General features: G+C 74.4%; 14 protein-coding genes. 4 read left to right on the forward strand and 10 right to left on the reverse strand.

Annotation, left to right across the window (positions count from 1 at the left end; all coding sequences use genetic code 11):
• Positions 1 to 78 precede the first annotated feature (78 nt).
• The 4 genes from ABT095_RS23625 to ABT095_RS23640 all read left to right on the forward strand — a co-directional run bounded on the left by ABT095_RS23625 (position 79) and on the right by ABT095_RS23640 (position 4,630).
• Positions 79 to 1,428, forward strand: a complete 1,350-nt coding sequence (locus tag ABT095_RS23625; RefSeq protein WP_350531460.1) for a helix-turn-helix domain-containing protein — start codon at positions 79 to 81, stop codon at positions 1,426 to 1,428.
• Positions 1,429 to 1,439: 11 nt separating this feature from the next.
• Complete coding sequence (locus ABT095_RS23630) at positions 1,440 to 2,759, forward strand: tetratricopeptide repeat protein (RefSeq protein ID WP_350531461.1); 1,320 nt, start codon at positions 1,440 to 1,442, stop codon at positions 2,757 to 2,759.
• Positions 2,760 to 3,043: 284 nt separating this feature from the next.
• Positions 3,044 to 3,541 (forward strand): GNAT family N-acetyltransferase, encoded by a 498-nt coding sequence (locus ABT095_RS23635; protein ID WP_350531462.1) that lies wholly within the window; start codon positions 3,044 to 3,046, stop codon positions 3,539 to 3,541.
• A gap of 156 nt (positions 3,542 to 3,697) precedes the next feature.
• Positions 3,698 to 4,630: a ketopantoate reductase family protein gene (locus ABT095_RS23640; protein WP_350531463.1), complete on the forward strand. Its 933-nt coding sequence runs from the start codon at positions 3,698 to 3,700 to the stop codon at positions 4,628 to 4,630.
• Here ABT095_RS23640 and ABT095_RS23645 read toward each other — a convergent pair.
• Genes ABT095_RS23645 through ABT095_RS23690 form a run of 10 tightly spaced genes read right to left on the reverse strand, consistent with a single transcriptional unit; the run spans position 4,627 to position 17,920 of the window.
• Entirely contained in the window at positions 4,627 to 5,880 is a 1,254-nt protein-coding gene (locus ABT095_RS23645) for an ATP-grasp domain-containing protein (protein WP_350531464.1), read from the reverse strand. The genes ABT095_RS23640 and ABT095_RS23645 overlap by 4 nt on opposite strands.
• Positions 5,881 to 5,917: 37 nt before the next feature.
• Positions 5,918 to 7,144: an ATP-grasp domain-containing protein gene (locus tag ABT095_RS23650; RefSeq protein WP_350531465.1), complete on the reverse strand. Its 1,227-nt coding sequence runs from the start codon at positions 7,142 to 7,144 to the stop codon at positions 5,918 to 5,920.
• Positions 7,145 to 7,147: 3 nt separating this feature from the next.
• Positions 7,148 to 7,651 carry a flavin reductase family protein gene (locus tag ABT095_RS23655; RefSeq protein ID WP_350531466.1) on the reverse strand — a complete coding sequence of 168 codons (504 nt, stop codon included), beginning with the start codon at positions 7,649 to 7,651 and terminating at the stop codon, positions 7,148 to 7,150.
• Positions 7,648 to 9,006 carry an LLM class flavin-dependent oxidoreductase gene (locus ABT095_RS23660; RefSeq protein ID WP_350531467.1) on the reverse strand — a complete coding sequence of 453 codons (1,359 nt, stop codon included), beginning with the start codon at positions 9,004 to 9,006 and terminating at the stop codon, positions 7,648 to 7,650. The genes ABT095_RS23655 and ABT095_RS23660 overlap by 4 nt, the downstream gene beginning before the upstream one ends.
• A 36-nt stretch (positions 9,007 to 9,042) precedes the next feature.
• Positions 9,043 to 10,002, reverse strand: coding sequence for a D-2-hydroxyacid dehydrogenase family protein (locus ABT095_RS23665; protein ID WP_350531468.1), 960 nt, complete (start codon positions 10,000 to 10,002; stop codon positions 9,043 to 9,045).
• Between the two features lies 1 nt (position 10,003).
• A complete protein-coding gene (locus ABT095_RS23670; protein WP_350531469.1) occupies positions 10,004 to 11,008 on the reverse strand; it encodes a mandelate racemase/muconate lactonizing enzyme family protein in 1,005 nt (334 codons plus the stop codon).
• On the reverse strand, positions 11,005 to 12,384 hold the full coding sequence (locus ABT095_RS23675) for a DUF6025 family protein (RefSeq protein WP_350531470.1): 1,380 nt from the start codon (positions 12,382 to 12,384) through the stop codon (positions 11,005 to 11,007). The genes ABT095_RS23670 and ABT095_RS23675 overlap by 4 nt, the downstream gene beginning before the upstream one ends.
• Positions 12,381 to 14,906, reverse strand: coding sequence for an aconitate hydratase (locus ABT095_RS23680; RefSeq protein ID WP_350531471.1), 2,526 nt, complete (start codon positions 14,904 to 14,906; stop codon positions 12,381 to 12,383). The genes ABT095_RS23675 and ABT095_RS23680 overlap by 4 nt, the downstream gene beginning before the upstream one ends.
• Complete coding sequence (locus ABT095_RS23685) at positions 14,903 to 16,291, reverse strand: citrate/2-methylcitrate synthase (RefSeq protein WP_350531472.1); 1,389 nt, start codon at positions 16,289 to 16,291, stop codon at positions 14,903 to 14,905. Before ABT095_RS23685 ends, ABT095_RS23680 begins: the two co-directional genes overlap by 4 nt.
• 36 nt (positions 16,292 to 16,327) lie before the next feature.
• A complete protein-coding gene (locus ABT095_RS23690; protein ID WP_350531473.1) occupies positions 16,328 to 17,920 on the reverse strand; it encodes an amino acid adenylation domain-containing protein in 1,593 nt (530 codons plus the stop codon).
• Positions 17,921 to 18,057: the final 137 nt, after the last annotated feature.

Consider the following 18,057-nt stretch of genomic DNA (forward strand, 5'->3'; position numbering starts at 1 on the left):
AGATTCTGTAAAAAAGGCAGTCAAGCGGGTACACCGCCACTGGCCGCCAGGGTCACAGGACGCGTTGACCGGAGAGCCGTGGAGCAGACACAGAGCGGGACGAACGGCATCGGGCAGCGCCTGCGCGAACTGCGCCGGCGCAAGGGCCTCAACCAGCAGGACCTGGCCTCCGACGATCTGTCGATCAGCTACGTCTCGCTGATCGAGAACGGCAAGCGCGTGCCCTCCCCCGCCGTGCTGCGGACCCTGGCCGAACGGGTCGGCTGCTCCGTCGAGTACCTCAGCACCGGCCGCGACGACGCCAAGGTCCACGAGCTCGAGCTGAAGATCGCCTTCGGCGACATGGCCATGCGCAACGGCGACAACGGCGAAGCCCTGCAGTCGTACAGCGAGGCGCTGGCCAGGGCGCCGTTCCTCAGCCCGGAGAAGGTCCGGCGGGCCCGGATCGGGCAGGCCCTCGCCTTCGAGAAGCTCGGCCGCCTGGAGGCCGCCATCCAGCTGCTCACCGAGCTCTTCGAGGACGAGGCCTCGGTGCCCGGATCGGTGGAGTGGGCGCAACTGGCCGTGGCGCTCTGCCGCTGCCACCGCGACGCGGGCGACCACATGCTCAGCGTCGAGACCGGCGAGCGCGCCATGCGCACCCTCGACTCGCTGGGGCTGGACTTCACCGAGGACCACATGCGGATCGGCTCCACCCTGCTGGGCTGCTACCACCAGCGCGGCGACCTGACCCAGGCCCACATCCTGGCCGGCCGGCTGATGAGCCTGGCCGAGGACAACGGATCCCGCGTGACCCGCGGCGTGGCCTACTGGAACGCGGCGCTGGTCGCCGAGGGCCAGGGCAGGCTCCCGGAGGCCCTGGCCCTGACCGAGCGCGCCCTGGCCATGCTGGCCGAGAGCGACAACCTCCGGCACCAGGCCATCCTCAAGTCGAACTACGCCTCCCTGCTGATGGACTCCCAGGGCCCCGATCTCGACCGCGTGAAGGCGCTCCTCGAGGAGGCGCGGACCGCCCTCCTGGAGGTGGGCTCCGCGGTCGAGCAGGCGGGCACCGAGGCGATGCTCGCCCAGGTCTGGCTGCTGATGGGCGACCCGGTCCGGGCCGCCACCCACGCCGGCCGCTCGCTCGGGCTGATGCGCGACGAGACGCAGGACACCGCCGCCTCCGTCCGGCTGCTGCTGGCCCGTGCGCAGCTCCAGGCCGGGGACGCGGGCATCGCCGAGACGACGCTGCGCGCGGTCGTCCGCGGGCTGAACCAGCTGCCGGCCACCCGGGCCACCGCCGACGCCTGGCGCCGGGCGGGCGACCTCTGGAAGCTGCTCGACCGCCCAGCCGAGGCGCTGGACTGCTTCGAGAAGGCGCTGACGCACGTCGGCGTACGGGGGCTCCCCGCCCCGTCCGCGCAGTTCGTCACCGACCGCGTCTGAGCGCCCGGCCCATGGAGCACCGACCGGAGGACCGCGCCGGCCTCGGCGCGCGCCTGCGCGAGCTGCGCGAGCGCAAGGGGCTGCACCTGCACGAGCTCGCCGGGGGCGGCCTGTCGGCCGACGGCGTGGCGCGGGTGGAGGACGGCGGGCGGCTCCCCGCCCCCGCCGTGCTCCGCACCCTGGCCGACCTGGTCGGCTGCTCCGTCGAGTACCTGCGGACCGGCCGGGACGAAGCCGGGGCCCGCGAGCTCGAGCTGAAGATCGCCTTCGGTGACCTGGCGATCCGCAACGGCGACAACGGCGAAGCCCTGCGCTCCTACAGCGAGGCGCTGGCGGCAGCGCCCTTCCTCACCGAGGAGCAGGTGCGCCAGGCCCGGGCGGGCCAGGCGCTCGCCTTCGAGAAGCTCGGCCGCCTGGCGGCCGCCGTCCAGCTGTACACCGAGCTCTTCGAGGACGGGCGGACCGTACCCGGCTCGGCCCAGTGGAGCCGGCTGGCGGTGGCGCTCTGCCGGTGCCACGCCGCCGCGGGCGATCCGGTGCTCGCCGTCGAGACCGGCGAGCGGGCCATGAGCACCCTGGACGCCCTCGGGGTGGAGCTCACCGACGACCACATGCAACTCGGCTCCACGCTGATGGGCTGTTACCAGAACCGCGGCGACCTGCCGCGGGCCCAGCTGCTCGCCGAGCGGCTGATCAAGGTCGCGGAGGGCTCGGGTTCGCGGGTCGCCCGGGGCGTCGTCTACTGGAACGCGGGGATCGTGGCCTCCGCCCAGGGGCGCGTGCAGGAGGCGCTCGGCCTGACGGAACAGGCCGTGGCCATGCTCGCCGAGGGCGACAACCTCCGCCACCAGGCGCTGGTCAAGTCCGTGTACGCCTTCATGCTGCTCGAGTCGGAGCCCCCCGATCCGCTGCGGGCCAAGGCGATCCTGGCCGAGGCCCACCCCGTGGTGCTGGAGGTCGGGACGGCGCTCGAGCGCGGCAAGAGCGAGGAGCTGCTCGCCCAGGCCTCCTTCCAGCTCGGCGACGCGGCGGCGGCGATCCGCCACGCCCGGCGCGCGGTCGAGCAGCTGCGCGACACGGCGCCGGCCGAGGAGGCCGCCGCCCGGGTGCTGCTGGCCCGGGCCCAGTACCAGTCCGGGGACGCCGGCGAGGCGCAGGCCACGCTGCAGCAGGCCGTCCGGCGGCTCGGCCCGCTCCCGTCGACCCGCACCACCACCAAGGCCTGGCGCAAGGCCGGCGACCTCTGGAAGCTGCTCGGCCGCCCGGCCGAGGCACTGGCGGCCTACGAGCGGGCCCTCGCCCAGCTCCGCGAGGGGGCCGGGGAGGCTTAGGGCCTCTCTTTCGGATCGCGCCGGCCGGGGACGCCGGCGGCCGGTTGCGGGCCGCAACCGTCGACAGGAGGGCGGGTGAGCGGGCAGGGTTCGGTCATGCCGATCACCGCCCTGCCCCGTACGACCTGCCCGGACTCCGCATGGCCAGCGCGGAGCGCCGCTCCGCGCCCGTAGCCCATCTCGGTGCCCGCGGCCGGTTCCGGGCCGGGCTGCGCGCCGCCGCCGGACCCGGCCTGCTCTGACACCTGTTCCGAATTTCCACCATCCACCACCGGAGTACCGCGATGTCGATTTCCGACCAGCAGAACGAAAAGGCCGCCAAGGGCGCCGAGATCACCGTCCGCGCCGCCCGCGCCGAGGATTTCGCGCAGTGGCGCGCGCTCTACCGGGGGTATGCGGACTTCTACCGCGTCGACCAGACCGAGGAGCAGGCCGAGCGGGTCTGGTCCTGGGTGCTGGACCAGGCGCACGAGGTGAACGCGCTGGTCGCCGAGGGCCCGGACGGGCGGCTGCTCGGCCTGGCCCACTACCGGCCGTTCGCCCGCCCGCTCTCGGCCGCCACCGGGTGCTTCCTCGACGACCTCTTCGTCTCCCCCGGGGCCCGTGGCTCCGGCGCCGCCGACCTGCTGCTCGGCCGCCTCGCCGAGATCGCCGCCGAGCGCGGCTGGAGCGTCGTGCGCTGGATCACGGCCGACGACAACCACCGCGCCCGCGGCAAGTACGACCAGGTCGCCACCCGCACCATGTGGGTCACCTACGACATGGCGCCCGCCGCGAGCTGAGCCGGGCCCGCGACGGCGAGCCCGGCCGGCCCGCGCGCCGCAGGCCACAAGCCGTACACCGCACGCCACCGCCCGCGCCACGCGGAATACCGCCCTCCCCCGGCCTGTTCTCCGCTGCACGACGGCGGGACGGGACGGGAGAGGGCGGCGGCGTTGATGCGGATTCTGGTCGTGGGGGCGGGGGCCACCGGGGGCTACTTCGGCGGGCGGCTGGCACTGGCCGGGCGGGATGTCGACTTCCTGGTGCGGCCCGGGCGGGCGGCGGCGCTGCGGGAGCGCGGGCTGCGGCTGGTCGGGCACGGCACCGAGGCCGAGCTGAAGCCCGAGCTGGTGCTGCCCGGGGAGGTCGGCGGGCCGTACGGCCTGGTGCTGCTCGCGGTGAAGGCGCCCGCGCTCGGCCAGGCGCTGGCCGACCTGGCCCCGGCGGTCGGCCCGGAGACGGCGGTGCTGCCGCTGCTCAACGGGATGGCCCATCTCGACGCCATCGCCGAGCGGTTCGGCCCGCAGGCAGCCCTCGGCGGGCTGGTCAAGGTGCTCGGCACGCTCGACGACACCGGCGACGTCCGAGTCCTCGGCCCGCTGTACGACGACGTGGTCGCCACTCTGGACATCGGCGAGCTCGACGGCGGCAGCACCCCCCGCATCGAGCAGATCGGCACCGAACTGGCTGTTCCCGGCTACGAGTTGACGGTCTCGCCGAGCATCCGCACCGCCATGTGGCACAAGTGGGCTTTCATCAGCACCTTCGGCGCCGTCACCACCCTGATGCGCGGCTCGGTGGGCGACGTGGTCGCGGCGGGCGGCGGCTGGCTGGCCCCGGCCGTCCTCGCCGAGGCGGCGGCCGTGGCCGAGGCGGCCGGGCACCCGCTGCCCCCGTCCCAACTCGACTGGGCCACCGCGTACCTGACCAGGCCGGGCTCGCCCGACACCGCCTCCCTCTACCGCGACACCACCGCCGGCCTGGCCACCGAGGGCGAGCACATCCTCGGCGACCTCACCGCCCGCGCCCGCACCCTCGGCGTGCCCACCCCCCTGCTCGACCTGGCCGCCCTCCACCTGCGGGTGCACGAGCGGCGCCGTACCGCCTAGACGGTCGCCCCGGCCTCGCAGCGGGCCCGGACGGTGAACTCCAGCCGGGCCACCGCCGCCCGGGCCACCGCGACGGCCTCCTCGGGGGTGGGGCCGACGGCCCGGGCGTAGGCCACCCGGGATTCGGAGTGGTGCAGGCCGCCGACCTTGGCGCCCGGCTTGGCCAGTACGGCGACCTCGGTCACCCCGGGCAGCTCCCCGGCCTCCGCCAGACCGGAGACGCCGTCCAGCACCCCGGCGGTGGCGAGCGCGCCGAACCAGATCGCCGCGCTGCGTGCCTCGCCGCCTTCGGCCAGCGCGGCCCGGACGCCCGGCAGGACGGTCTCGCCCAGGGTCTGGCGGACGGCGCAGTCGTCGATGTCGACCCCGGTCGCCTCCCGGGTGATCACCGGGATGTGGTCACCGCCCATCCGCACATGGGTCTCGATCAGGCGCGGCCCCTTCGTGGTGAGCACGATCTCGCTGTGGGTCGGGCCGTTCGCGACACCCAGGGCGTCGAGCACCTGCCCGACGTACGCGTGCACCTCCTCGGCCCGGCCGGGGGCGAGCGGGGCCGGGGAGACGTGGCCGAGCTCGACGAAACCGACCGGGTCGGAGTACTTGAGGGTGATCCCGACCACCTGGTGCTCGCCCGCCTCGGAGAAGGCCTCCACGCTGTACTGCGGGCCCTCCAGGTACTCCTCGACCAGCACCCCGCTGTGCCCGAGCCCGAGGTAGCTGCCGTCGGCCCGCTCGAAGGCCCCGGCCAGCTCGGCCTCCGCCGACACCTTGGTGACGCCCGCGCTGCCCGAGCTGGAGACCGGCTTCACCACGCAGGGGAGGCCGTGCGCCCGGACGAAGGCGAGCAGCCCCGCCGCGTCGGCCACCTGGGCGCTGGCGGTCGAGTCGATCCCGGCCTCGCGCAGCCGCTCCCGCATTCGCCCCTTGTCGTGCACCAGCTCCACCGTCCGGGGGCTGTGCGCGGCCAGCCCGAGGGCCTCGGCTATCGCGGCGTAGTGGTCCTGGTCCCGCTCGCCGAAGGTGGCGATCCGGGTGAAGGGGTGCTGCGCGTGCGCGGCGGCGGCCAGCGCCACCCACTCCTCGGGAGCGTCGCCGCGGGCCCCGAGCACCCGGGCGTTCTTGCCGGGGTCGCGGACCTTGCCGAGGAAGTCCACCTGGCAGATCACGGTGGTCTCGGTGCCGGGTGCGGCGGCGCGCAGCCGGGCGGGGAAGTCGCGGCCGGGGCCGACGATCAGGACGTGCTCGGGCATGGGGAGTCTCCTCGACTCGACTGGGGCGTACGGGGGTTCAGCGCCAGGCGGTGTGCTGGTGCCACCACTCGACGGCCTCGGCGAGCCGCTCACGCACCAGCGAAGCGGTCTCGGCCAGGACGAAGAGCTGGGCGGCGGCGTCGGAGACGTGCTCCACGCCGCGGCGCTCGGCGCCGGGCTCGATCAGCAGGGTCAGCTCCGCCCCGGGCACGGGGCAGGTCTCGGCGGGCGGTTCGAAGCGGCCCTGGCCGGGCGTCAGCAGCACCCAGCCGACGGCGGTGGCGGGCGCCGGAGGCTGCTCCGCCAGGGTCAGCGCGGAGCCGCACTGGGTCCGCAGCCCCTCCCGGGCCAGCTGCACGCCGAAGGCCAGCTCGTACGCCTCGGCGATCAGCGCGCCGCCCGCCCGGCTGGCGATCTCGCACAGCACCGGGGTACCGCTCGGGTCGAGCCACAGCTCGAGGTGGAAGGCGAGCGGCAGCGGCGCGGCCGGCAGGGCCGCGATCACGGCATCGGCCGCCTTCATGAGGACGGCGGTGCGCTCGTCCTCCGGTGCCAGCAGCACGCTGCCGACGTGGAGTTGGTCCCGCACCCGCTCGGCCAGCCCGCCGCTGTACTGCCCCGGCCAGGCGTGCACCACGCGCCCGCCCCGCATGATGCCGTCCACGTGGAAGAACTCGCCGGTCACGAAGGACTCGGCCATCCACTGCCCGGGCAGGTACGGCACCTGGGAGTCGCGCTCGCGGGCCAGGAAGGCGGTCACGTCCGCCGCCTCACGCAGGATGGCGACCCCCTCGGCCCCGGCGCCGAGCCGCGGCTTCACCACGGCGGGCAGGCCGTGCGTCTCGACGAACGCCCAGAGGTCCTGCGGGCAGTCGACGGCCGCGTACGCGGGGACGGCGATCCCGGCCTCCTCGGCCAGCCGCTTCATCACCAGCTTGTCCCGGTAGGCGGTGGCGGAGGCCACGCCCTGGCCGGGCAGGCCGAGCCGCTCGCGCAGCCGGGCGGCCCGCAGCACGTCGCTCTCGCTGGTGCTGGCGATCAGCTCGGCGCCGAACTCGCGGGCGGCCTCCTCGGCGTGCTGCTCGGTGGACCAGCCGTGGTAGTCGGGCACCAGCCGGTGCAGCGGGAAGTGCGTGTCGAGGTCGGCCCCCGCCACCGCCTTGTCCGTGGTGACCAGGACGATGCCGTCGGCGGTGTCGTCCAGCCAGTCCTGGAGCGGGCGGGAGGCGAGCGGCTGGCGGGAGAGCACCAGAGTCCTGGGCATCGTTCAGATCCTCGCGAGGGTGGCGGACGGGACGGGTTGGAGGCTGCCGTGCACGTGCACCAGGCTGTCGCCCGGGCGCCCGTGCCCGACCTGCTCGACGGCGCCGACCAGCAGGTGGTGGTCGCCCAGCTCGACCTGCCGGTGGGCGGAGCAGACCAGCCAGGAGAGGCAGTCGTCGAGCAGCGGCACCCCGTGCGGGCCGCGCCGCCAGGCGGTCGGCTCGGCGAACCGGTCGACGCCCGGGGTGGCGAACCGCATCGCCAGCTCGGCCTGGTGGGCGCCGAGCAGCTGGACGGCGAAGCGGTCGCAGTCCTTGACCAGCTGCCAGGTGCTGGAGGTCTCGGCGAGCGAGACGGAGATCAGGGCCGGGGCGGCGCTGATCGAGGTGAAGGAGGTGACGGTCACCCCGACCGGGCGGCCGTCCGGCGCGGCGGCGGTGAGCACCGCGACCCCGGCGGCGTGCGGGCGCAGCGCCGAGCGCAGCGCGGCGGCGTCGACGGTGCTCATGCGGTCACCGCCGAAGCGGGAGTGCGGCTGAAGTCGGGCCGGGGCAGGCCGAGGTGGTCGCGCAGGGTGCGGCCCTCGTACTCGCGGCGGACCAGGCCGCGGCGCTGCAGCTCGGGCACCAGCAGGTCGACGATGGCGTCCAGGCCGTCCGGCAGGTAGTCCGGCATGATGTTGTAGCCGTCGGCGCCCTCGTTCAGGAACCAGTCCTCCAGCTGGTCGGCGATCACCTCCGGGGTGCCGAGCAGGAAGCGGTGGCCGCGCCCGGCGGCGGTCGCGAGGTACAGCTCGCGGATGGTCAGGCCCTGGCGGCGGGCCTGTGCGTACAGCACCGCCTGCTTGCCCGCGCTCCCCTCCAGCGCGGGCAGTTCGGGCAGCGGACCGTCCAGCGGGTAGCCGGAGAGGTCGACCATGCCGAGCTGGTAGGAGAGCATCCCGAGGCCGACCACCGGGTCGACCAGGGCCTGCAGGGTGGCGTACTTGTCCTCGGCCTCGGCCTGGGTGCGGCCGACCACGATGAACGCGCCCGGCATGATCTTCACGTGGTCGGGGTTGCGGCCGTACGCGGCGACCTGCTCCTTGAGGCCCCGGTAGTGGGCCTGCGCCTGCTCCAGGGTCTGCTGCACGGTGAAGACCACCTCGGCCCAGCGGGCCGCGAAGTCCTGGCCGTCCTTGGAGGAGCCGGCCTGCACGATCACCGGGTGGCCCTGCGGCGGGCGGGCCACGTTGAGCGGGCCGCGGACGGAGAAGTGCTCGCCCTGGTGGCCGAGGATGTGCAGCTTCTCCGGGTCGAAGAAGCGGCCGGACTCCTTGTCGTACAGGAAGGCGTCGTCCTCCCAGCTGTCCCACAGCCCGGTGACGACCTCCATGAACTCCCGGGCGCGGTGGTAGCGGGCGGCGTGCTCGGGCTGCTTGTCCAGGTTGAAGTTGCGCGCCTCGGCGTCGGTGGCGGAGGTGACCACGTTCCAGCCCGAGCGGCCGGCGCTCAGGTGGTCGAGCGAGGCGAACTGGCGGGCCACCGTGAACGGCGCGTTGTACGTGGTCGAGGCGGTGGCGGTCAGGCCGATGTGCCGGGTGTGCACGGCGAGCGCGGAGAGCAGGGTGAGCGGCTCGAAGTGCACCATCCGGCCCTGGCGGCTGAGCTCGTCGGCGTCCTTGTACTTGGTGCGTACGCCCGCGCCGTCGGAGAGGAAGATCATGTCGAACTTGCCGCGTTCGGCCGCCACGGCCAGCGAGCGGTAGTAGTCGAAGTCCAGGCCGCCGTCGGGCCGGGCGTTCGGGTGGCGCCAGGCGGCGACGTGGTGGCCGGGGGCGGGGAGGAAGGCGCCGAGCTTCATCATGCGGCGGTTCTGGCTCACCGGTGTTGCTCCAATTCAGAAGTGTGAGAGGGGAGTTCAGCCGAGGCGGCGGACGGGCGCACCGGCCAGCCAGGCCTGGATGTCCTCGACGGCCTCGCCGTAGTACGTGCGGTAGTTGAGCTCGGAGACGTAGCCGAGGTGCGGCGTGGCCAGCAGGCGCGGCGCGGTGCGCAGCGGGTGCTCGGCGGGCAGCGGCTCGACGTCGAAGACGTCCACGCCCGCGCCCGCGATCCGGCCTTCGTGCAGAGCCGCGAGCAGGGCGTCCTGGTCGACCAGGCCCGAGCGGGAGGTGTTCACCAGGTAGGCGGTGGGCTTGAGCAGGGCGAGCTCGGCCGCGCCGAGCAGGCCGCGGGTGCGCTCGCCGAGCACCAGGTGGACCGAGACGAAGTCGCTGGTGGCGAGCAGCTCCTCCTTCGAGGCGGCGAGCTTCACGCCGGCCTCGGCGGCCCGCTCCTCGGTCAGGTTCTGGCTCCAGGCGACGACCTCCATGCCGAAGGCCAGCGCGACCTGGGCCACCTTGGCACCGATCTTGCCGAGGCCGAGCAGTCCGAGGCGCTTGCCGTGCAGGTCGGCCCCGACGGTCTGCTGCCAGGGGCCGCCCTCGCGCAGCCCGTTCGACTCGGTGACGATGCCCCGGGCCAGGCCGAGCAGCAGTGCCCAGGTCAGCTCGACCGGCGGGGTCGAGGAGCTGGCCGTGCCGCAGACGGTGACACCGGCCCGCTCGGCGGCGGCGTAGTCGATCACCGAGTTGCGCATCCCGGAGGCGATCAGCAGCTTCAGCCCGGGCAGCCGCTCGATCAGCGTGGCCGGGAAGGGCACCCGCTCGCGCAGGGTCACGACGATGTCGAAGCCGGCGAGGGCCTCGGCGAGTTCGTCCTCGGTGGCGAAGTGCTCGGGGAAGCTGGCGACCTCCACCTGGCCGGCCAGCGGGCTCCAGTCGGCGATGGCGGTGGCGATGGACTGGAAGTCGTCCAGTACGGCGCAGCGCAGCGTCATGTCAGTCTTCTCCGTAGAACATCGGGTTGGGGGCGGCGCCGAGGCCGGGGGTGTCGGGCAGGGTGAGCGCGCCGTGGTCGATGGTGAGCCCGTCGAACGGGTCGGTGAGCAGGCCGACCGGGCCGTCCAGGTCCAGGCAGTCGGCGAGTGGGGCCAGTTGGGCCATCGCGGTGACGCCCAGGCTGCTCTCGACCTTGCAGCCGAGCATCACCTCGAGCCCGCCGGCCCGGGCCAGCGTGATCGCCTCGCGGGTGCGCTCCAGGCCGCCGCACTTGACCAGCTTGAGGTTGACCCCGCGCACCCGGCCGCGCAGCGCGAGCACCGATTCGGGCCCGGTGCAGTCCTCGTCGGCCCAGACCGGCACCGGCGAGCGCTCGTGCACCCACTGCAAGTCGTCCAACCTGCCGGGGGCGACGGGCTGTTCGAGCAGCTCGACGCCGTGCCGGTGCAGCTCCTCGGCGACGCGCAGCGCCTGCCCGGGCTCCCAGGAGCCGTTGCCGTCCACCCTGATCCGCCCGGCGTAGACCGAGCGGAGCAGGCCGGCCCGGCTGCCGTCGTCCTCGGGGGTGAACTTCAGCTTGAGGATCGGCCAGTCCGCCAGCTCCCGACCCTTGGCCAGCAGGTCCTCGTCCGAGCAGGCGCCGATCGACAGCGCCGTCTGCGGCGCGGCCAGCCCCTCGAGCCCGAACAGCCGGTGCAGCGGCTGCCCGCAGGCCTTGCCGAGCAGGTCGTGCAGGGCCAGGTCGACGGCGGAGGCGGTCGCCGGACCGATGCCGGCCACGGCGAGCCGGGCCAGCAGCCGGCGCAGCCCGTACGGCGAGGTGTCCGCCAACAGGGCGGCGCAGGCGTCGAGTTCGGCCGGGTCGGCGCCGCGTGCGGTGCCGTAGCCGGTCAGGCCCTGCCAAGCGAGCTCGACCACCTCCTGGCGCACCTCGGTGATCACCCCGGTGTTGCTGGCGAAGGTCTCCTTGAGCGGGACGACCACCTCGCGACGGGTCAGCCTCACCCCCACACCTCCTCGAAGGCGGCGACGGCCCCGCAGGCCTGCTTGAACGTCAGCTCGTGGAAACCCTCCGGCTCGAGGGGCACCGCGAGTTCGCGCAGCGCACCGTCGGCCGGCACCCCGCTGCCGCCGCGGAATCGGCCGCGCAGGTAGGGCGACAGCCGCTCGCCGTGCTCGCCGGCCCAGCCCAGGGTGGTCTCGTACGCGCCCTCGGGCCCGGCGGCCCGCACCCGCCGGAACAGGCCGGTGAGCAGCTCGGCGTCGCCCGGCGAGGTGCTGGGCGGGCAGAGCATGAAGGCCTGGGCGGGCAGCAGCACGAAGGCGAGCGGGGAGGCCTGCTCGAAGTGCTGCACCAGCGGGTCGGTGATGGCCCGCAGCGAGCGCACGGTGGAGCGGCGCGAGAGGTAGCCGCTGCGCCGGGGCGGGCAGCCGGCCATGGCGCGGGCGCCCCAGTGCAGGTGGGTGATGAACGGGCGCTCCGGCGGCCCGGCCGGCGCGTCCGGGTGGTGCATGTCCAGCAGCCCGAAGAGCACGTTGGTCAGCTGCAGCGACATCACCGGGAGCACCGGCGGCAGTTCGCCGATCCGGGCGAAGAACTCGCGCGGCTCGACCAGCGCCCGCACGGTGAGCAGCACGGCCTCGGCCAGCGCCCGGGCGGAGGGGTAGCGGTGGCCGTCGAGCAGGTAGCCGGTGCCGTCCGGGCGCAGATCGCAGCGGGCCACGTCGCCGTCCAGGCGGACGGCCTGGCTGATCAGCTCGGCGAAGGCCTGGTTGCGGCCCTGGGCCGCCGCCTGCTCCAGGAGCAGGGTCAGCATGTCGACCACCAGCGGGCCGTTCTCCACCAGGGCGCCGGCCCACTGCTTGAAGCGGTAGCCGGGCAGTTCCAGCATCCGCCGCCAGTGCAGCTCGACCAGCGGCACCAGTTCGCCGTCCACCTCGGCCTGCACCAGCGGGCAGAACAGCGGACGGGAGCGGTCGCGCCGGGCGAAGCCGGTGCCGTCCCAGGTGTGCAGGGCGAGGGTGTCGCGCTTGCCCTGCTCGATCAGCGAGCCGGGCTGGTAGGCCTCGTCGCCGCCCTCGGTGTCGGCCTCGGTGCGGGTGAAGCCGTAGATCAGCGGGTAGCCGTAACCGGCGCCGCAGATCGCGGTGTTGAAGTCCATCGGGCCGGAGCGCCCGGCCGCGATGTCGGTCCAGTTGCCCAGGTGGCCGGTGCGCGGCGGGAGCAGCGTCGGGTCCTCGCGCAGCGCGGCGAGCACGGCGGCGATCTCCACGTCGTGGGTGCCCACGTGCACGGGCTGGAAGGTCTTGGCCCCGGCGGCGAGCGCGTCGGCGGCGGCCGCCTCGCGCAGGCCGAACCGGTCGAGTACGTGGATGCTCACCGGGCCTCCTCCGCCCGCAGCCGGCCGAGCAGGAAGGGCAGCGTGCCGCCCGCGAGCAGCACCTCCCACTCCCCGGCCGACTGCACGTCGGCGCGCAGGGTGAAGCTGCGCCCGTCGGCGGTCAGCTCGGCCTCGGCAGCGCCCGGCTCGAAGGCCAGCCCGTACTCCTCGCGGCCGGTCAGGCCGAGTTCGGCCCAGCCTGCGGGCAGCAGCAGCGGCAGGATGCCCATCGCGCACAGGTTGGCGCGGTGGATCCGCTCGAAGCTCTCCGCGAGCACCGCCCGCACGCCCAGCATCCAGGGGCCCTTGGCCGCCCAGTCGCGGGAGGAGCCCATGCCGTAGTTGCGGCCGGCCAGCACGATCAGCGGGGTGCCCTCGGCGGCGTACCGATCGGCTGCCTCGAAGACCGGCAGCCGCTCGCCGCCGGGCAGGTGCAGCGTGGTGCCGCCGCCCTCGCCCTCGCCGACCAGGCGGTTGCGCAGCCGCGGGTTGCTGAACGCGCCCCGGGCCATCACCTCGTGGTTGCCGCGGCGGGAGCCGAAGGAGTTGAAGTCCCGCTCCCCCAGGGCGGTCAGGTACCGCCCGGCCGGGGAGTCGGCCGTGATCGCACCGACCGGCGAGATGTGGTCGGTGGAGACGTCGTCGCCGAGCGCGAGCAGCGCGCGGGCGCCGCGCAGCGGGCCGAGCGGGGCCGCCGGGTCGACGTAGGCGGGCAGCCGCAGGTAGCCGGAGCGCTCGTCCCAGGCGAAGACCTCGCCCTCGGGGGCGGCGATCGCCTCCCAGGCCGCGCCGGCCGGCTCGGCCGCGGTGAACACCTCGACGGTGGCGAACTCCTCCTCCAGCGCGCGCAGTTCCTCGGTCGAAGGCCAGATGTCGCGCAGGTGCACCGGCTCGCCGTCGCGGCCGAGGCCCAGCGGCTCGCTCTCCAGGTCGCCCCGGACGTGCCCGGTCAGGGCCAGCGCGACCACCAGGGCCGGGGAGGCCAGGTAACCCGCGCGCACCTGGCCGTGCACCCGCCCCTCGAAGTTGCGGTTGCCGCTCAGCACGGCGGCCACCGTGCGCCCGCCCACCCGCACGCCCTCGTTCAGCGGGCCGCTGCCGCCGTTGCAGGTCATGCAGCCGTAGCCGACCACGTGGAAGCCCAGCTGCTCCAGGTCGGCGAGCAGGCCGGAGGCGCGCAGGTAGCGGGTGACGGCCCGGGAGCCCGGCGAGAGGCTGGTCTTGACGTGGGCCGGCACGGTCAGGCCGCGCTCGACGGCGCGGCGGGCCAGCAGCCCGGCGGCCAGCATCGCCTGCGGGTTGGAGGTGGAGGTGCAGGAGGTGATCGAGGCGATCACCAAGTCCCCGTCGGTGACGCCGTCCTCGGTGCGGGCCGGGCCGTCGAGCAGCGCGGCGAAGGAGCCGGGCAGCTCGCCCAGCGAGATCCGCTGGTCCGGGCGGCTCGGCCCGGCCAGGCCCGGGCCCACCTCGCCGAGGTCGAACTCGATCACCCGGCCGAAGACGGGCTCGCCCGCCTCGCGCAGCAGCCGCTGCGCCGCGCAGTACTCCGCCACCCGCTCGACCTGCTCCGCGCTGCGGCCGGTACGCCGCAGGTAGGCCAGCGTCTCCTCGTCCACCGGGAAGTACGCCGTCATCGCGCCGTACTCGGGCGCCATGTTGGCGATGGTGCAGCGGTCGGGGGCGCTGAGGCCCGCCACGGCCGGGCCGGTGAACTCCAGCATCAGACCGGTGACGCCCTCGCGCCGCAGCCGCTGGGTGAGCGCCAGCACCACGTCGGTGGCCGAGGTGCCCGGGCTGACGGCGCCGGTGAGCCGCACGCCCACCACGGCGGGGATGCGGATCGGCTGGGCCAGGCCCAGCATCAGCGCCTCGGCCTCCAGGCCGCCGACGCCCCAGCCGAGCACACCGAGGCCGTTGACCATGGTGGTGTGGCTGTCGGTGCCGATCACGGTGTCCGGGTGGAGCTGCCCGTCCGGGCCCTCGGTCACCACCGTCGCCAGCCGCTCCAGGTTGACCTGGTGCACGATGCCCCGGCCCGGCTCGATCACCCGCAGCCCCTCGAAGGCCTGCTCGGCCCACTTGAGGAAGGCGTAGCGCTCCTGGTTGCGACCCATCTCGATCGCTTCGTTGCGGGCCAGCGCGTCCGGGCTGCCCGCCCGGTCGGCCTGCACCGAGTGGTCCACCACCACGTCCACCGGCAGCGCGGGGTTGACCCGGCCCGGCTCGGCGACCCGGCTGCGCAGCGCGGCCAGATCGGTCAGCAGCGGGATGCCGGTGTAGTCCTGCACCAGGATGCGGGCCGGGCGGAAGGCCATCTCCAGGGCGGGCTCCTCGCCCGAGGCGAGGCGCTTGCCGAGCAGGGCGGCCTGCTCCGGCTCGCCCGAACGCAGCAGCTGCTCCAGCAGCACCCGGCCGGTGTACGGCACGGCGGCCAGCTCGAAGCCGCGCTCCTGCGCGAAGCCCGGGAGGTCGACGGCGGGGGCCGGGAGGGCGACCGCGGAGGCCGGGAGAGCCGCGCTCATCGGGCCGCCCCCGGGTACACCCGGCCGTGCGGGCCGACGTAGTCGAGCAGCGGGCGGATCAGCACGTTGTTGGCCTGCTGCTCCAGTGCCTGGGCCACCCAGCCGGCGGTGCGGCCGATCACGAAGAGCGGCACGGCCAGGTCGTCCGGCAGGCCGAGCAGGCGGTACGCGAGGCCGGCGTACAGGTCGACGTTGGCGGCCACGCCGTGGCGGCCGCGCGGGCCCATCGCGGCGGCGACGGCGTCCAGGATGTCCAGGCCGCTGCGGTCGCCGCACTCCTCGCTCAACTCGACCACGGTGGCCCGCAGGTGGCGTACTCGCGGGTCCTCGGTGCGGTACACCCGGTGCCCGAAGCCCATCACCGGCTCACCCCGGCCGAGCAGGTCGGCCACGTAGGCCTCGGCGTTGCCGGCGGAGCCGACCTGGTCGACCAGGCCGACGGCCCGCTCGGCCGCACCGCCGTGCACCGAGCCGGCGAAGACCGCGACGGCGGCGGTGAGCGCGGCCGTCATGCCGGAGCGGCTGCCGATCGCGACCCGGGCGGTGAACGCCGAGGCGTTGGAGCTGTGGTCGGCGTGGACGATGAAGCCCTTGTTGACGAAGCGGACGGCGGCCGGGCCCGGCCGCTCGCCGAGCAGCGCGGTGAGGAAGGCCTCCGCGTACGACAACTCGCCTGCGGGCAGCAGCGGTTCGCGGCCCGAGCGGTAGGCGTGGTGGGCGGCGACGATCATCGGGATGCGGGCGATCAGCTCGATCCCGGCCGCGCGGGCCTCCGCCGGGCTCTCGTCGGTGTCGGCCGGCCGCTGCGGGCCGAAGGCGCCGAGCGCCGAGACGCAGGTGCGCAGCGCCTCCATCGGGTGCGCGTGGGCCAGCGTGCGGGCCAGCTCCAGGACGGCGGCGGGCAGCTGCCGGGCGGCGGCCAACTCCTTGGCGAACTGCTGCAGTTCGTCGACGCCCGGCAGCTCGCCGTGCACCAGCAGGTAGGCCGTCTCCTCGTACGAGGCGTGCTCGGCCAGGTCGTGGATGCTGTAGCCGCGGTACTCCAGGACCCCGGCCGTGCCGTCGATGTGGGTGATCGCGGTCTGGTCGAAGCTGACGCCCTCCAGGCCGCGGTGCACGGTACGCCGCTCCCCCGTACCGGCGCTCCCGGCGGCCCGCTCCGGCTCGCCGCCGCCGGCGACGAAGGCGCGGATCGCGCCGACGTCGCGCAGCTCCAGCGTCCAGTCGTCGTCCACCGTGACGCCGTACTCCTGCTCCAGTGCGACCATCAGCGAGACGTGGCCGAGGGAGTCCCACTCCCGGATCGACTGGTACTCCAGCTCGTCGGTGACGAGCTCCTCGGCGATGCCGAGGGTGCGCGCGACGAGTTGCTCGACGCTGCTCATGAATCCCCCTCCTGGGTAAGTTCGTTGTGGGCAGACTCAGACACGGGCCTGGGCCCGCGGCGCGTGCGTCTGCCGCTCGTCGAGCCAGTGGCGCAGGGCGCCCCGGTCGACCTTGCCGTTGCCGTTCACCGGCATCTCCTCGATGGCCTGCACCGAGCGCGGCACCATGTAGGCGGGCAGGCTCCCGGCGCACTCCTCGGCCAGCCCGTCCGGGCTCCCCGCGCCGGAGACGACGGCGGTGATGGTCTCGTCATCGGGCCAGAGCAGGGCCACCGCCTCGACGGCGCCCGCCCGGCGCAGCACCGCCTCGATCTCGCCCAGCTCGATCCGGTAGCCGCCGACCTTGACCTGCTGGTCGTTGCGGCCCAGGCACACGTACTCCTCGCCCTGCAGCCGGACCAGGTCGCCGGTGCGGTAGTAGCGCCGCCCCTGGTGCTCGAACCAGCGCTCGGCCGTCAGCTGCGGCGCCTGCCAGTAGCCCGGCGTGGTCTGCGGTCCGGCCACGCACAGCTCCCCGGCGGTGCCCGCGGGCACCGGGGCCAGCTGCTCGTCCACCACCAGCGCGTGCAGGCCGGGGTACGGGCGGCCGATCGGCACGTTCTCGTGCACGCACTCGGCGGGGCTGCGCTCGGCGTCCCAGCGGTAGGCGGTGCAGGCGATGGTGAGCTCGGTCGGGCCGTACAGGTTCTCCACCACCGAGTTGGGCGCGGCGGCCTGCCAGGCCTCGGCCGTCTCCCGGGGCAGCGCCTCGCCGCAGAACAGGCTCCAGCGCAGGCCCGGCATGGCGCCCGGCTTGAGCGAGCCGCGCTTGCGCAGCATCGCGGCCACCGAGGGCACCGAGAACCAGACGGTGATCTTGTTGCGCTCCAGGTACCGGTACGGCGCGAGCAGCTCGATCGGGTCCATCGCGCAGAGCCGGGCGCCGTGCTCCCAGGCCATGAACAGGTCGAAGACCGAGAGGTCGAAGGTCTGGTCGAAGGTCTGGGTCAGGCGGTCCTCGGGGGTGATGCCGTACCGCTCCTGATTGGCCGTCAGGAACGCCCGCACGTTGCCGTGGGTCACCGGCACGCCCTTGGGGGCGCCGGTGCTGCCCGAGGTGAAGAGCAGGTATGCGAGGTCCTCGGGGCCGACCTCGGGCAGCTGCTCCAGCGGCGGCGCGGCGGCGAGATCGGCGGCGTCGAGCACCCGGACGTCGCCCAGGTCGCCGGCGGCGCTGCGCAGCACGTCCGGCAGCAGCACGACCGGCTTGCGCTCGAGGCCGCGCAGCAGCTCGGCGAGCATCGGCAGCGAGCCGGCGTCCACGATCAGCGCGTCCACCTCGGCGCGCTCCAGCATGCCGCGGGTGCGCGGCAGCGGGAAGCGCCGGTTCAGCGGGACGAAGGCGGCCCCGGCGAACAGCGCGGCGGCGGCCCCCAGGTACGAGGCCTCGCTGCGGTGGGCGAACACGCCGACCCGGCCCGGGCGGCCACCGGCCGCCTCGACCAGCAGATTGGCCCATCTCAGGGCCGTCCCGGCCGTCTCCCGGTACGAGTACTCGCGGCGCCCGATGGTCAGGGCGATGTGGTCGGGCCGGCGGCGCGCGTGGTCAAGGAGGCCTGCGCCCAGAGGTGCTTTCAGTGGAGTAGTCATCTCGATCCGAACATCCGAACATCGGCAACTGGACGGGTACGACTTTAGTCGCGCCACGGCCGCCGAGTACGGTTCTGCTCATTTATCCCACAAGAATCACCGGCACCGGAAAAATTGCTTCCGGAAACGCCGGAGCG

The sequence above is a fragment of the Kitasatospora sp. NPDC002227 genome (assembly GCF_040296285.1).
Lineage (GTDB): Bacteria > Actinomycetota > Actinomycetes > Streptomycetales > Streptomycetaceae > Kitasatospora.

Bases quoted from the DNA above. Each gene is read 5' to 3' on its own strand.
- ABT095_RS23630 (WP_350531461.1), top strand. From the start codon at position 1,440: ATGGAGCACCGACCGGAGGACCGCGCCGGCCTCGGCGCGCGCCTGCGC.
- ABT095_RS23635 (WP_350531462.1), top strand. From the start codon at position 3,044: ATGTCGATTTCCGACCAGCAGAACGAAAAGGCCGCCAAGGGCGCCGAG.
- ABT095_RS23640 (WP_350531463.1), top strand. From the start codon at position 3,698: ATGCGGATTCTGGTCGTGGGGGCGGGGGCCACCGGGGGCTACTTCGGC.
- ABT095_RS23645 (WP_350531464.1), bottom strand. From the start codon at position 5,880: ATGCCCGAGCACGTCCTGATCGTCGGCCCCGGCCGCGACTTCCCCGCC.
- ABT095_RS23650 (WP_350531465.1), bottom strand. From the start codon at position 7,144: ATGCCCAGGACTCTGGTGCTCTCCCGCCAGCCGCTCGCCTCCCGCCCG.
- ABT095_RS23655 (WP_350531466.1), bottom strand. From the start codon at position 7,651: ATGAGCACCGTCGACGCCGCCGCGCTGCGCTCGGCGCTGCGCCCGCAC.
- ABT095_RS23665 (WP_350531468.1), bottom strand. From the start codon at position 10,002: ATGACGCTGCGCTGCGCCGTACTGGACGACTTCCAGTCCATCGCCACC.
- ABT095_RS23680 (WP_350531471.1), bottom strand. From the start codon at position 14,906: ATGAGCGCGGCTCTCCCGGCCTCCGCGGTCGCCCTCCCGGCCCCCGCC.
- ABT095_RS23685 (WP_350531472.1), bottom strand. From the start codon at position 16,291: ATGAGCAGCGTCGAGCAACTCGTCGCGCGCACCCTCGGCATCGCCGAG.
- ABT095_RS23690 (WP_350531473.1), bottom strand. From the start codon at position 17,920: ATGACTACTCCACTGAAAGCACCTCTGGGCGCAGGCCTCCTTGACCAC.